General features: G+C 43.7%; 19 protein-coding genes and 1 pseudogene. 8 read left to right on the top strand and 12 right to left on the bottom strand.

Annotation, left to right across the window (positions count from 1 at the left end; all coding sequences use genetic code 11):
• Positions 1–158: 158 nt before the first annotated feature.
• The 4 genes from CS060_RS02050 to CS060_RS02060 form a co-directional block, all read right to left on the bottom strand.
• Positions 159–362 (bottom strand): DUF1657 domain-containing protein, encoded by a 204-nt coding sequence (locus CS060_RS02050; RefSeq protein ID WP_003395336.1) that lies wholly within the window; start codon positions 360–362, stop codon positions 159–161.
• Positions 363–445: 83 nt separating this feature from the next.
• On the bottom strand, positions 446–637 hold the full coding sequence (locus CS060_RS02055; protein WP_035050805.1) for a phage holin family protein: 192 nt from the start codon (positions 635–637) through the stop codon (positions 446–448).
• Between the two features lie 16 nt (positions 638–653).
• Positions 654–776 (bottom strand): hypothetical protein, encoded by a 123-nt coding sequence (locus CS060_RS14245; protein WP_255350595.1) that lies wholly within the window; start codon positions 774–776, stop codon positions 654–656.
• Positions 777–847: 71 nt separating this feature from the next.
• Complete coding sequence (locus CS060_RS02060) at positions 848–1,114, bottom strand: spore coat protein regulator YlbO (protein ID WP_035050806.1); 267 nt, start codon at positions 1,112–1,114, stop codon at positions 848–850.
• Positions 1,115–1,269: 155 nt separating this feature from the next.
• Here CS060_RS02060 and CS060_RS02065 point away from each other — a divergent pair, with 155 nt between their 5' ends.
• Complete coding sequence (locus tag CS060_RS02065) at positions 1,270–1,989, top strand: BMQ_0737 family morphogenetic spore coat protein (protein ID WP_035050807.1); 720 nt, start codon at positions 1,270–1,272, stop codon at positions 1,987–1,989.
• Between the two features lie 34 nt (positions 1,990–2,023).
• Here CS060_RS02065 and CS060_RS02070 read toward each other — a convergent pair whose 3' ends face one another.
• On the bottom strand, positions 2,024–2,284 hold the full coding sequence (locus CS060_RS02070; RefSeq protein ID WP_006322818.1) for a hypothetical protein: 261 nt from the start codon (positions 2,282–2,284) through the stop codon (positions 2,024–2,026).
• Positions 2,285–2,483: 199 nt separating this feature from the next.
• Here CS060_RS02070 and CS060_RS02075 point away from each other — a divergent pair, with 199 nt between their 5' ends.
• The gene (locus CS060_RS02075) at positions 2,484–3,158 is read left to right on the top strand and encodes a hypothetical protein (RefSeq protein WP_035046183.1); all 675 of its coding nucleotides are present in this window, start codon (positions 2,484–2,486) and stop codon (positions 3,156–3,158) included.
• Between the two features lie 21 nt (positions 3,159–3,179).
• On the opposite strand, the gene CS060_RS02080 is transcribed toward CS060_RS02075, so the two are convergent.
• Complete coding sequence (locus CS060_RS02080) at positions 3,180–3,512, bottom strand: DUF1360 domain-containing protein (RefSeq protein ID WP_035046181.1); 333 nt, start codon at positions 3,510–3,512, stop codon at positions 3,180–3,182.
• A 124-nt stretch (positions 3,513–3,636) separates the two neighbouring features.
• Here CS060_RS02080 and CS060_RS02085 point away from each other — a divergent pair, with 124 nt between their 5' ends.
• From CS060_RS02085 to CS060_RS02100, 4 genes and pseudogenes are all read left to right on the top strand, one after another.
• Positions 3,637–3,966, top strand: coding sequence for a hypothetical protein (locus CS060_RS02085; RefSeq protein WP_035046179.1), 330 nt, complete (start codon positions 3,637–3,639; stop codon positions 3,964–3,966).
• Positions 3,967–3,976: 10 nt separating this feature from the next.
• Positions 3,977–5,254 (top strand): annotated as a pseudogene (locus CS060_RS02090) (UDP-glucose dehydrogenase family protein); the annotation flags it as partial.
• The gene (locus CS060_RS02095) at positions 5,251–6,192 is read left to right on the top strand and encodes an NAD-dependent epimerase/dehydratase family protein (RefSeq protein WP_035046175.1); all 942 of its coding nucleotides are present in this window, start codon (positions 5,251–5,253) and stop codon (positions 6,190–6,192) included. The pseudogene CS060_RS02090 and the gene CS060_RS02095, both read left to right, overlap by 4 nt.
• A 2-nt stretch (positions 6,193–6,194) precedes the next feature.
• Positions 6,195–7,331, top strand: coding sequence for a glycosyltransferase family 4 protein (locus CS060_RS02100; RefSeq protein WP_035046174.1), 1,137 nt, complete (start codon positions 6,195–6,197; stop codon positions 7,329–7,331).
• Here the strand turns inward: CS060_RS02100 and CS060_RS02105 are convergent.
• The 5 genes from CS060_RS02105 to mgtE all read right to left on the bottom strand — a co-directional run bounded on the left by CS060_RS02105 (position 7,315) and on the right by mgtE (position 10,851).
• Positions 7,315–7,671 carry a CotO family spore coat protein gene (locus CS060_RS02105; RefSeq protein ID WP_035046172.1) on the bottom strand — a complete coding sequence of 119 codons (357 nt, stop codon included), beginning with the start codon at positions 7,669–7,671 and terminating at the stop codon, positions 7,315–7,317. The two genes, CS060_RS02100 and CS060_RS02105, sit on opposite strands and share 17 nt — an antisense overlap.
• A 174-nt stretch (positions 7,672–7,845) precedes the next feature.
• Positions 7,846–8,256 carry a type II toxin-antitoxin system HicB family antitoxin gene (locus tag CS060_RS02110; protein WP_035046170.1) on the bottom strand — a complete coding sequence of 137 codons (411 nt, stop codon included), beginning with the start codon at positions 8,254–8,256 and terminating at the stop codon, positions 7,846–7,848.
• Between the two features lie 28 nt (positions 8,257–8,284).
• Positions 8,285–8,476, bottom strand: a complete 192-nt coding sequence (locus tag CS060_RS02115) for a type II toxin-antitoxin system HicA family toxin (protein WP_035046168.1) — start codon at positions 8,474–8,476, stop codon at positions 8,285–8,287.
• A 185-nt stretch (positions 8,477–8,661) separates the two neighbouring features.
• On the bottom strand, positions 8,662–9,438 hold the full coding sequence (fabI, locus tag CS060_RS02120; RefSeq protein WP_035046167.1) for an enoyl-ACP reductase FabI: 777 nt from the start codon (positions 9,436–9,438) through the stop codon (positions 8,662–8,664).
• Between the two features lie 90 nt (positions 9,439–9,528).
• Positions 9,529–10,851, bottom strand: a complete 1,323-nt coding sequence (gene mgtE / locus CS060_RS02125) for a magnesium transporter (protein WP_052025483.1) — start codon at positions 10,849–10,851, stop codon at positions 9,529–9,531.
• Positions 10,852–10,962: 111 nt separating this feature from the next.
• On the opposite strand from mgtE, the gene CS060_RS02130 reads away from it, so the two are divergent.
• Positions 10,963–12,126, top strand: coding sequence for an FtsW/RodA/SpoVE family cell cycle protein (locus tag CS060_RS02130; protein WP_035046165.1), 1,164 nt, complete (start codon positions 10,963–10,965; stop codon positions 12,124–12,126).
• Between the two features lie 41 nt (positions 12,127–12,167).
• Positions 12,168–12,902 carry a bis(5'-nucleosyl)-tetraphosphatase PrpE gene (gene prpE / locus CS060_RS02135; RefSeq protein ID WP_035046163.1) on the top strand — a complete coding sequence of 245 codons (735 nt, stop codon included), beginning with the start codon at positions 12,168–12,170 and terminating at the stop codon, positions 12,900–12,902.
• Here prpE and CS060_RS02140 read toward each other — a convergent pair.
• Positions 12,899–13,777 carry an RluA family pseudouridine synthase gene (locus tag CS060_RS02140; RefSeq protein ID WP_035046161.1) on the bottom strand — a complete coding sequence of 293 codons (879 nt, stop codon included), beginning with the start codon at positions 13,775–13,777 and terminating at the stop codon, positions 12,899–12,901. The two genes, prpE and CS060_RS02140, sit on opposite strands and share 4 nt — an antisense overlap.
• Between the last annotated feature and the right edge of the window lie 3 nt (positions 13,778–13,780).

Below are 13,780 nucleotides of genomic sequence, written 5' to 3' on the forward strand. Positions count from 1 at the left end.
ACCGTTTCTCTCCTTTGGCGAGTGTTGGTCAAGGGCGAATCCGATCCCATCCTCCCCTTTAAATGCCTTAAAAAGGAATTTAAAAAAGGACTTTTCATAGATTTTTTGACACTACCTTCATGTAACGAAAGGGCGCCCTTATTGGACACCCGATTCACTTATTGTTTATATTGTGGCTCTTCTTGTTCAATTTCTTGCAGGCGTGGAGATAATAAATCAACAATAGCTTGCGTTTGTTGTGCTGCTTGTTGATACAATTGCTTCGCTTTTTCATTTTCTGTTTGCAAGGCGAACGTTTCAAAACTTGCCTGCGCTGATTTTAGCCCCGCTAACGTTTGTTTGACAGAACTGGCAACGGTCATGATGACAACCTCCTTTTCCTTTTTCACACAATAGCATGCGCTCATATGACAAAGTTATACAAAAAAATAGCCCCTAAAAGGAGCTACTGTTTATCACGAAATCCATTCCCAAGCGACGGATTGTTTAAAATGCCTGCCATCACTAAAATGCTTAAAAACGCATTCCATAACTGCTCGTATTTTCCTAAATCTAAGTCGACCCCAAACGTCTGTAATAAAAGCGGAATAAACGAACCGATCGCTAACCATAGCCCGTAATTTTTAAAACGCTCCATCCTCTTCTCTCCCATGCTATTGTTTCTTCAATTTCTTTCCACATCCACAACCGCCTGTTTTTTTTACAGGTGCTTGTGAAGACGTATATACTTTCGCTGCTTGCGATCCACCGAGAACAATTGGCTTTTTCTTTTCCATTGGCAAACCCTCCACACATGTAAGATACAATAGCATATGAAAAAGATGGAGCGAACGACTATGCGTTTTCCCTATTTCTTTTTTTCTGCAAATGAAAATGGTGTCGAAAGCGGCAGCTGTCCACCTTGTTTTAACGCCTGTTGGCGCCTGACCGTATGCATAAACCATGAATCTGTTCCTTGCCCAAATAATTGCTTCGTCAGTTGTTCAATTTGCTTTTTTAGCTCTTCGTTTTCTTTTTTTAACCGTTTCACTTCCCGATAACGCTGCTCGCTTAACTCCGCTAACTCTTTTAACAACACATTTTCCGCCCGCAACATGTCTAGCTCATTTTGCATATGCCCACCCCTTTCTACTACATAACAATTCAAACAGACGCTCATTTATGACAAAAAAATTCCGCACTTATCCCTGCACACTTACCTACCTTTCTCATACTATACAGTAGTCCCGATACATGCGACGGGAAAAACTGAAATAGGAGGAACGAGGCATGACGCATCATAAAGAGCGTAAAGAAAAAGTATGTATTAAAACACGCAAAGTGTATGACTGGGTTACTCGTCAAGTCGATGTGCCGTTGCGCAGTTTTTCAAATGGGGATTTGGAACATATTTTTCCTGAAAGCAAATGTCCACGCCATGGGCAATCAGTTTGCGAATTTTTCTCATCAAACGGTTTAAGTGCTGGCGATTTCTCAATTCGCTGCTTCTTAACAGACGATGAAGGCAATCGCATTGATCGTACAGTCGACAACAACGCCCTCATTTGCCAAGAAATTTTACAACCAAATGGACGTCAACCTGTTCACGTCACACTTCCATCAGGTGATACAGTCACATTACAAAAAGTAAAAGTGCTTGTGAAAGGTCACGTTGTCGTGCAAGTTGTCAATGCGAACGGTCACGTCGTTTGCGAATCTTCTCCAATCCCATTTGCGACGGCACAAACATTTATCTTATGCGCACCAGAAGGAACGACGCTCGATTGCCACATTTCGTTTTTCGAATGTGACGCAAGTTTAATTTGCACTGACAACTTCTCACAGCTTGATGTATCCATTACATTATGCTTAGAAGTGCAAATGGAAGCAGACGTAAAAATCGAAGTCGAAGCACGCTTCTGCCAACCGCGCGAAGAAATTTTAGAAGCAACACTTTGCCCAACAGACAAATTCCCACCGCAATGCCCAGAAGTATTCCCAGCACATTAATGAAAGAAGCAGGCTCACATACAGCCTGCTTCTTTCATATGTTCAACATGTAGCTGATTACCGTATATGTGCAAGCAATCCAAAAGGAATAAGAACGATAGCACGTATTTTTCACTTCTTCTGAAGACCTATTCCACATATATCCACTTCCATGTATATAAAAAAGAAAACTTGTGGCCATCACACCGACGAGAAACGTCCATTCCATATATGGCACACCTGTTTTTTCACTTGCTGCATATGGAACAAAAAATAAAAATACGATTGTAGTCAAAATAGAAAAAGATGTTCTCATTCAATCACACCTTTATTTTGGTATATATGACATATGATAAAATAAAATGAATATTGAAACAACAAAAGGAGAGGATGGCATAAATTGACGAAAAAAATATGGATCGTATTTTTCATTTGCGCGATGTTTATCGTTCAACCAAGCCATATGATCCCAAATGGTTGGAAAGGATATCCAGAATGTTTATAGGGGGGAGGAGATGAACAACCAACATATTCAACTGCAACAAAAAATTATTCATTATCGCTCGGAAGTGGCAAAATATAAACAACTATTGCAGCTTGCCGAAACCGAACTAAAACGAGAGCAATTACGCAATCAATACGTCCAAAAACAGCTAGAACAAATGGACGAATACGAACGAACGATCGAACATCTGAAACAACAACTTCTTTTTTACGAAGTGGCGCTTGAAGAAGAAAAAAAGCGAAAAAAAGAAATGAAACAAGATATCGTACGTGCCCATGCTTATTTTGCGTATGCGGTCATGATTTCAGAGGAGAAAGAAGAGCCGACGACGGTCATCGGCGATTTCGTTATCGAAAATATTGGTAATACACCGCTTAACGATCCGATCATTTGCCTTCGTCTTCGCCCTGCACATCACGCGCAATTAAGCGGAAAATTTTCATTTCGTCATGTACAAGAAGAAGGTGGCTGGACGTTTGCGGTCGACAATTGGCGCGAAAAAATGAAAGAAGGGGAATATTGGTTAAAACCAATCGATGAAACGACGCTTTTACCAAATGAACAACTGCGCTTTCCGTCATTTGAATTGCGCGTCATACAAACGGTTGTCGTCGAGGGGTTCGTTTATTTTCGCCAGCTGAAACAAGGGGTATCGTCTTTTAATCATATCGTTATTAATAAATAAGCAGGCGTCCGCCCGCTTTTTTTATTGGCTCCATTTTTGAACAATCGTTTCAATGAGTGCCGCCCCCCCTGCAATCGCTAATACCGACACAAGTGGCATAAACATGATTGGCGCATAAACTGTTCCGACATACAACCCTGCTGTACACCATATACCTGTACACCAATGGCAGCTTAACAGCTCCCCAATCCATTTTTTTAGCCCCGTTCCTTTCACGACAATATACGTTTCTCCATCTTGTTCGAACTCATCATGAAACGGCGCGCGTAAAAACGATGTAATGCGGTCGTACACAAGTAAGCGCGTCAAACGAAATGAAGCGATGCATAACAAAAAAAAGTGAAAAACATCCATTCTTTCTCCTCCTCGCTTCACTTTATGTTGATGATGTAAAAAACATGTAGTACTTTCGCCCATTCCTCTTTCTTTGTTCCACATATAATGCAATGAGTGATTTCACGAAAAAGGATGTGAAACGATGTATAACATTTTTTTCAGCAAACATTTTTTAGCTCGCCAACGCCACATACAACATATATGCGCAACGTTAACGACACTTCCAACAGGGACAGAAATGCACGTGCATACGAAAAATGAAACGTATTATAACGCTCAGCTCGTTCAACTAGACACAACATCGAAAACATTGACCATCATCATCGATCCATTTTATGAAAACGGCGGGAAATCCGTTACGATCAACTGCCGCGACATCGTCGCAGTAGAGTTTCCAACCGAAGCGCTCGTTGCAGCAACCGAACAAACAACAACAATTGGAACGAAAAAAATAGAAGACGAAGACGAATAAAGGAAGTGAACGTATGAACGTTTGTATAATTGGTGCCGGTTATGTCGGATTAACAACAGCTGCTGTTCTCGCCAAACTTGGGCATACCGTTCATTGCATCGATGAAAATGAACAAAAAATTGCCGCCTTACAGCGCGGGAATGTTCCGATTTACGAGCCGGGTTTAGCTGAGTTGTTAACCGACTATCAAAGTCGGCTTTTTTTTCATCACAATGAACAAAAACATATACAAGAAGCAGACGTCATTTTTATTTGCGTCGGCACACCGCCAGATTTAAAAGGAAAACCAGACGTCTCGTACGTCAATCGCGCCATTGACATGCTTATCCCACATGTAAGCGATCATCAAACGATCGTCATGAAAAGCACCGTTCCGATCGGAACGAACGAACGGATATACGACCGACTAAAAAACGAAGGAAAACATGTGCGCATCGTCTCGAACCCTGAATTTTTACGCGAAGGCTCTGCCATTTACGATTCGTTACATCCCGACCGTATCGTCATCGGCTTACGTGACGATGACGATCGCTCCCTTTCGGTCATGCAAACATTATATGCCGGCATTCATGCACCATACGTCGTGACAAGTTTAAGTGGCGCAGAAATGATAAAATATGCCGCCAACGCCTTTCTAGCAACAAAAATTTCCTTTATTAACGAAATGGCACGCCTTTGTGAAACATATGACGTCGATGTCACCGATGTCGCGACAGGCATCGGGCTTGACGGAAGAATCGGCTCGCATTTTTTACAAGCGGATATTGGTTACGGTGGCTCTTGTTTTCCGAAAGATGTGACAGCTCTCATACAAATGGCATATGAACAAATGGTGCGTCCGTACATGTTAGAAGCGACAAAAACGATTAACGATACGCAACTCAATTGGTACATTCAAAAAATGAAACGAACATTAGGAGAACTCTCAGGCAAACGCATTGCCGTCCTTGGCATCGCTTTTAAACCAAATACAGATGATATTCGCGAATCGCCTGCCGTTTCACTCATTAAAAAATTGCACGCACATGGCGCCGATGTCATCGCCCATGATCCGAAAGCTGTCGTTCCAAACGATGTCGCTGTAAAACAAGCAAAAACGATACACGAAGCCATTCAACAAGCCGATGCGCTCATCGTTGCGACCGATTGGGATGCGTATAAACAATTAAACTGGGAAGAAGTGAAACAAATGATGAACGGAAACGCCGTCATCGACGGACGAAATAGCTTGCCTCGTGAGGCGATCATGAACGCAGGACTACACTATATCGGGGTGGGGCGCAGATGAACATACTTGTCACAGGAGCAGCTGGCTTTATCGGCTCGCACGTATGTGAAGCATTGCTACAGCACCATCACGTCATCGGCATCGACTGTTTCACCGGTCCGACGCCAAAACAATGGAAAGAAAAAACGATCGACACGTTAAAAAAACATGACCGTTTTACATGGCTCGAAGGCGATCTTTTGTCGTTGCCGCTTGACGACATCGTCAAACAAGTCGACGTCATTTATCATTTGGCTGGCATGCCGGGCGTACGCACAAGCTGGGGAACGTCATTTGACTTATATACGACAAATAACATATTAGCAACGCAACGGTTGCTTGAAGCGTGTAAACAACATCGACCAAAACAGTTTATTTATACGTCCACCTCATCCGTCTATGGGGAAAAACATGGGCGCGTGCATGAAAACATGACTCCGACTCCTCTTTCACCGTACGGCATCACGAAGCTTGCTGGCGAACATTTATGCCACGTATATGGCTCGGAGTTTGGCGTGCCGATGACGATTTTACGTTATTTTACTGTGTACGGACCACGCCAGCGACCTGATATGGCGTTTCATCGCTTTATTCGCCAAATGTTGTTTGATGAGCCAATCACGATTTTCGGAGACGGCACACAAACGCGCGACTTTACGTACATTTCCGACTGCGTCAATGGCACGCTTGCTGTGCTTGGCAACGACAAAGCGATTGGCGAAACGTTTAACATTGGTGGAAAAGAGCGTGCATCTATTAACGACGTCATCGCCATACTTGAAGAAATGATCGGGAAACGAGCAAACAAACAATATATGAATCAAGCGATCGGCGAGCCGAAACATACGTGGGCGGACATTTCGAAAGCAGAAAACATGCTTGCCTACGCCCCGAACGTGCCATTACGAGAAGGGTTGCGTCGTGAAGTCGAATATATTCGCTCGCTTTATGGGAGGTAGTTATGCGCATCGCATTCATTTGTACGGAAAAATTGCCGTCTCCAGCAATAAAAGGGGGCGCCATTCAACTCATGATTGATGGCATCGCCCCCATCTTTGCCGTTAAACATTCGCTTACTATTTTTTCGATTACTGACCCTTCGCTTCCGATGTACGAAATACGTGATGGCAACGAGTACGTGCGCGTGCCAAAAGAACAGTACGAACAACATATCGTAAACGAACTAAAAAAGCGCACGTTTGACGTCATTCATGTTTTTAACCGTCCCGCAAACGTATTATTTTACAAACAAGCAGCACCAAATAGCCGTTTCGTCACAAGTTTGCATAACGATATGTTTTCACCGATGAAAATGAAACGTGACGTTGCCGAACGAGTGATTGCGGAAGTAGATGCGATCACAACGGTAAGTGAATATATGAAACGAACCGTCACAAAACGATACGATGTGCCAGAAGATAAAATTCAAGTCGTCTACTCCGGCGTCGATGCGACGCGCTACATGCCGCCATGGACAGACGAAGGAAAACAAATGCGCACCACCATGCGCCAACGTTTTATTGCTCAAGAAGATGACGTCATTTTATTTATCGGGCGATTAAGCCGAACAAAAGGCGTACATGTACTCATTGAAAGCATGAATCACGTATTAGCCCACCACCCAAAAGCAAAACTCGTCATCGTCGGAGGCAAATGGTTTAGCGACAACCGCCCAAACGAATACGTTCGCTTCCTTCACCAACTAGCAAAACCTTACAAAGACCGCATTCAATTTACAAACTACATTCCGTCTGAACATATTCCACACGTATTCACGATGGGCGATGTGTTCGTTTGCAGTTCGCAATGGCACGAGCCGCTCGCCCGCGTGCATTACGAAGCGATGGCGGCAGGTGTTCCAATCATTACGACAAACCGCGGCGGAAATAGCGAAGTGATCGAACATCACGAAAACGGGCTCGTCATTGACGACTATGCGTCGCCTAAAGCGTTCGCCCGCACCATTAACGAATTATTGCACGACAAAGAAAAAGCGCTCGCACTTGCTTACGAAGGACGAAAACGAGCGGAAACGATGTTTTCCTTCGCAAACACAGCCGAGCAGCTTGAGCGTGTATATATTACGATTTGCCAATAAGCGATACCGATACAATATGTTCGATCGGTATCGTGATCGTTTTTTCTTCATCGCTTAATGCAAAAACGACTTTTTTCTTATCGTATGTTTGAATAACACCTTCATACGTGCGGTTTTTCGTTTTCAATTCACACGTCACCGGTCGTAGTTCATTCGGAAGCGTCGCCAAAAATTCAATACGCTCAGTCGTATCCATCTCGCGAAAATTCGCAAATGACGGCGGCGGATACGACGGTTTTTCTTTTTTCGTTCGAAACGTCTGTTGCATATAACACGTTTTCGGACCTAAATTCGGCTGAACGATATACAACAACGGCGCATTTTCCACACGTTTTTTCATTCCCACACCCCTCCTTTTTACGACTACTATATGCGCAAAAAGAGAAGGGCATGCCATAATAAAAGCTGTTTGGTCGATGCCAAACAGCTTTCAAATTAGCGTGCTAAAACATGCTTCATTTAGTCCCTGGAGAATTTTTTCTTCATGTACGGATGAGGCTTTTGTGTTTACACCTTATCGGTCAGTAGCTCCCAAATGTTTTTTTAATGCTTCTTGAAGAATTTGTGAATAGTTCACATTATATTGTTTGGCAAGGTCATCTAACCATTTCGGAATGGTTAATGTCTTTTTCACGGCTTTATTCTCCATTTCGTGACGGAAGGGTGGCATCCACACTTCGACGAACACAACGACTTGGTGTTTTTCTGTTTGAATTTCTGACACTTTTGAAGGTTGAGGGATTTCTTCATTTTCCTGTTCCAAGCCATATAGATGCAATGCCATCGCTTCTTTTGCCATTTGAAATGCTTCCTCTTCCGTATCTCCACAAGTAAAGCAACCAGGAAGATCGGGAAACTCAACAGATATTCCATCACTACCGTAATCGAAAATAGCTGGATAAATGTAACGATCTTTTTTATTCATTAGGTATTAACCTCCTTTTCGTACAGGTTTAGAGTAGTCCGGCCTGCTTGAGTATACTTTTTACCGTTTTTGCTGGTAGGTCTTTCTTAGGATGGGGGATGGTCACTAAACCAGGTTTACTAGGATGTTTAAACTGATGATGGCTGCCACTCGTTCTTACTATGTACCATCCGTCCTGTTGTATCATTTTAATTAATTGTTTTGAAGAATAACTCTTCATTTCCCTCTCCCCTTGATTTTATTATAACACGTATTAAAGTACGTACAATATTTTTTCGTTTCCTTTCACCGCCCAAAATTTGTCGAAGTTTCATAGAAACAGTGGTTCATTGCTTTGATCTCTAGTTTTTTCCAATTCCCCCTTACTGAAAAAAGCTGTTCGGCAAATGCCAAACAGCTTTCAAATTATCGCGCTAAAATGTGATAGCCAGAGTCGACGTGGATAATTTCTCCAGTCACGCCGCGCGATAAGTCGCTAAATAAAAATAGTGCCGTATCGCCTACTTCTTCTTGTGTCGTTGTGCGGCGCAGCGGTGCACGCTCTTCGATTTCTTTTAAAATCGAATTAAAGTCGCCGACACCTTTGGCAGATAACGTGCGAATTGGACCTGCGGAAATGGCGTTGACGCGAATGCCGTATTTTCCTAGGTCGTTCGCCAAATATTTCACGCTCGCTTCTAACGACGCTTTTGCGACACCCATGACGTTGTAGTTTTGCACGACGCGCTCGCCGCCTAAATACGTTAATGTGACGATGCTGCCGCCTTCTGTCATTAGCTCTTTCGCCGCTTTCGCCACCGCTGTTAACGAATAGGCGCTAATGTTGTGCGCAAGTAAAAATCCTTCGCGATCGACGTTCATATACTCGCCTTCTAAATGTTCTTTATTCGCAAATGCGATACAATGCGCCACACCGTGAATGACGCCCACTTGCTCTTTGATTTGCGCAAAGCATGAGGCAATTTCTTCATCTTTCGTCACATCGCAAGGCAAGACAAGCGCTCTGTCATCTTCTAACGTCGCCACTAATTTTTTTACTTCATTTTCAAAACGCTCGCCAGCATATGTAAAAATTAATCGCGCTCCTGCCGCATGAAGCGCACGCGCAATGCCCCAAGCGATGCTTCGTTTATTTGCCACACCCATCACGACATATGTCTTTCCTTGTAACGATAATTGCATATTCGTTCATCCCCTTAAATTATGATTTGTTATTAGAACCTAGTATTAATATGATTATAACAAAAAATTCCCTACTTTCAAATAGGGAATTTATAATAAATAATCCATAAACATCGTCGCTAAGCCAAAATAAATAAGAATGCTAATTAAATCGTTAATTGTCGTAATAAACGGACCAGAAGCAACGGCAGGGTCGATGCGCAATTTATGCATAAAAAGCGGGATGAGCGCCCCAGCAACTGTCGCGACTGTTAGCGTCGCAAATAGCGCTAATCCGACGAGCACACCTAAGAAAAACTGCTGCTTCCATATATATACGACAATCGTAATGACGACGCCGCACGATAATCCAATTAAAAGCCCCGTTAACGCCTCGCGCGCAAGCATCCTCCACTTTCCTTCTTTCCCCAAATCCCCCATCGCCAAGCGACGCACCGCGACCGCCAACGACTGCGTCCCTGTATTTCCTGACATCCCTGCAATAAGCGGGATAAATACGGCTAAAATCGCAACTTTTTCTAACGTATCTTCAAAACGGCTAATTAAATTTGCTGTCATCATCCCTAAAAATAATAAAATAATGAGCCATGGCAATCGTTTCTTCGCCGCTTCGAATGGGGTGTATTGAATATCAACATCAGGAACCCCGGCAAGTTTCGAATAGTCGTCTGTCGCTTCTTCCGAAATGACATCGACAATGTCATCGACGGTAATAATCCCAAGTAAATGATTGTTTGCATCGACGACAGGAAGCGCCAAAAAGTCGTAGTTTTGCATTTTGCGCGCCACATCTTCTTGGTCTTCATCAACAAACACAGAAACGACCCGATCATTCATAATATCGGCAATCATTTCATCATCATCCGACGTCAACAGCTCTCGAAGCGACAACACCCCAACGAGCTGACGCTGTTCGTTAATGACGTACAAATAATAAATCGTTTCCGCATTCGCCGCTTCTCTTTTTAAAATTTGCATCGCCGAACGCACCGTTTGATTGGCGTGAATGGCGATATATTCCGTTGTCATAATGCTTCCGGCCGTATATTCTTTATAATGAAGCAGCCCTTGAATATCTTTCGCCGCTTCATCATCCATAATCGTTAAATAATTCGCCACTTCTTTTTTATCAAGTTCATTTAATACGTCCGCCGCATTGTCGGCATACATGTGCGCGAGCATTTGCGCCACAAATAACGGATCCATTTCCGATAAATAAATTTTATATTCATCTTCTTCAATGTCGAGATGGTCAAAAATTTCCGCCATTTCTGCTGGCGACAAATATTCGTACATGCGCTTTCTCACTTCTGGGCTTTGTTCAACGTAAAACTTCGCCCGATCATACGGATGCCATTTTAAAAATTGCTCGCGAAACGCTTCCATTTTTTCATCATATAACGCCTGTAACATGATACCCCTCCTCTCGACAAAAATCGCTTTTTTTATTATGCGCGAATCTTTGCCAACTTGCAAGCAACGATGTAAAATGAGAATGCACGATGAAACACAGGGGGAACAACAATGGAAAATGAAAAAACCGTCCAATCGAAAATAGATTATCATTTACTGTTTATTTTATTTTTAATTGCGATCGTGAGCGCCATCGCCATCGAAAGCGCGCGCGAGACGCTCCCTGCTAAACTGCAACATATTAACTTTGCGCAAAAGCAACTCATGTGGTATGGGATCGGTGCTGTCGTCATTGCCGTAACGATGCTTGTCGATTACGATCGGTTGTTTAAAATCGCCTGGTATTTATATGGATTCGGGATGATTCTTTTACTTGGATTAGAACTAAACGTCCCGGGTACATTAACGATTAAAGGGGCAACGAGCTGGTACAGCCTGCCGGGCGGAAACTTTCAACCGTCTGAGCTCATGAAAATTTTTATGATTATCGTCATTAGCCGCATCATCGTCAACCATCGCGAAAAATACCATGACCCGACGTTGCAAGACGATTTGAAACTGCTCGGAAAAATCGCTTTGTCGTTACTTCCGCCGCTTTTTTTACTTGCCCGTCAGCCTGATATGGGCATGTCGATGGTGTTTATGGCGATTGCTGGCTCGCTCATTCTCGTCTCCGGCATTCGCTTGCGCATCATCGCAGTCATTGCTAGTCTCGCCGTTGTGGGAGTGACATCGTTTATCGTGGCGTTTTTATATTTCCCAGATGTATTAAAAATTCAACAATACCAATTAAACCGTTTTTACGGCTGGCTGAATCCGTATGAATATGCGAGCGAACAAGGATTTCAGCTCATTAAATCGCTTCTTGCAATCGGTTCAGGGGAGTTATACGGAAAAGGGTATAAAAACTTGGATGTCTATTTGCCAGAGTCGCATACTGACTTTATTTTTAGCATTATCGGGGAGCAATTTGGCTTTATTGGTGCAAGCATTGTCGTGTCGCTCTTTTTCTTATTAATTTACCGCATGATTCAAATTGCGCTAGAATGCCACGACCCATTCGGGAGTTATTTATGCGCAGGCGTCATCGGCATGATTACGTTTCAAGTGTTTCAAAACGTCGGCATGACGATCGGGTTACTACCGATTACCGGTCTTCCGCTTCCATTCATCAGCTACGGAGGAAGCTCGCTTGCCACATACATGCTTGCTATTGGACTTGTCTTAAACGTCCGCTCCCGCACACAAAAATTTATGTTTTCTGCTGAACAATGATAGCCGCTTGCATGCGGCTATTTTTGTAGAAAGGAGGAAAAATGTACGACATTATTGGCGATATTCATGGTTGTTTTCACGAATTCATGTTATTAACAAAAAAGCTTGGCTACGTTTGGGAACACGATATCCCGATTCATCCGAACGGACGAAAGCTTGCTTTCGTTGGCGATTTAGCCGATCGTGGTCCGCAGTCATTGCGCGTCATTGATACGGTCATCTCGCTCGTTCAACAAAACAAAGCGGTGTACGTCCCAGGCAATCATTGCGACAAATTGTATCGTTTTTTTCTCGGTCGAAATGTGCAAGTGACACACGGACTTGAAACGACGGTTGACGAATGGGAACAAGCGGATGAAAAAACAAAAACACGCATTCGTACGCAATTTATGAAGCTGTACGAAAACGCCCCGCTTTATGCCGTCTTAGACGATGGAAAACTTGTGATCGCCCACGCCGGCATTCGAGGGGACTATATTGGCAAATCGAATCAAAAAGTAAAAACGTTTGTGTTATACGGCGATATTACAGGTGAAAAACATCCGGACGGCTCCCCTGTGCGCCGAGATTGGGCAAAACATTACCGAGGCGATGCGCTTATCGTATACGGACATACGCCCGTCAAAGAGCCGCGCTGGCTAAACAACACCGTCAACATCGACACCGGCTGCGTATTCGGTGGACAACTCACAGCGCTTCGCTATCCGGAAATGGAGACGGTTTCTGTTCCATCAACGATGCCGTATGTCGCTGAAAAGTTTCGCCCGTTTGATTAAAGCAAACGGGCGATGTCGTCAGGGAGCGGCGCATGAAACGTCATCGTTTTTTCAAAAAACGGATGAAAAAACGTCAGCTCACAACTATGTAACGCTTGGCGGTCGATATGTTCCCGCAATCCCCCATATAAATCATCGCCAACGAGCGGATGACCGATATGAGAAAAATGAACGCGAATTTGATGCGTACGCCCCGTTTCTAATTGAATCGACACATGCGTCATCTCGTTTTTATATCGTAACACGGCGTAGTGCGTCACGGCCCGCTGACCGTCTGGTCGCACCTCCCGCTCAATGATGCTGTCTCCTTTTCGTCCAATTGACGCATCAATCGTTCCGACAAGCGGGGTGACATATCCGTGGCAAATCGCTTCGTAGCGCCGTTTCACTCGACCTTGTTTTTGTTGTTCACTTAATAAATGATGCACATGGCGATGCTTCGCCACAAGCACAAGCCCGGACGTATCGCGGTCAAGCCGTGTAACGACATGCACCGTCGTTTGTAACTGTTGTTGTTCGTAATGATACAATAACGCATTCGCAAGCGTCCCATGCGGATGTTCGCGCGACGGAATGGTTGACATGTGCGGAGGCTTATTGATGACGATCACATAATCATCTTCATACACGACCGCAAGCGGAATCGGCTCAGCGACCATATGTCCCCCTTTTTGTTCTGGTGGAAACGACACGCACACTTCGTCCCCTGCTTTTAGCACGTAACGAACGGTCACAGGCACATCGTTCACTTCGATCCGCCCCCCTTGAAATTTAATATCGGTGAGCGCTGTTTTTGAAATATGTTGTTGTTTTAAAAATTCACGAACGAGCATCCCATCTTGTTGTTGTGTGACGATCCAACGAAGTTGAAACATACA

The sequence above is a fragment of the Anoxybacillus flavithermus genome, assembly GCF_002742685.1.
GTDB lineage: Bacteria > Bacillota > Bacilli > Bacillales > Anoxybacillaceae > Anoxybacillus > Anoxybacillus flavithermus_E.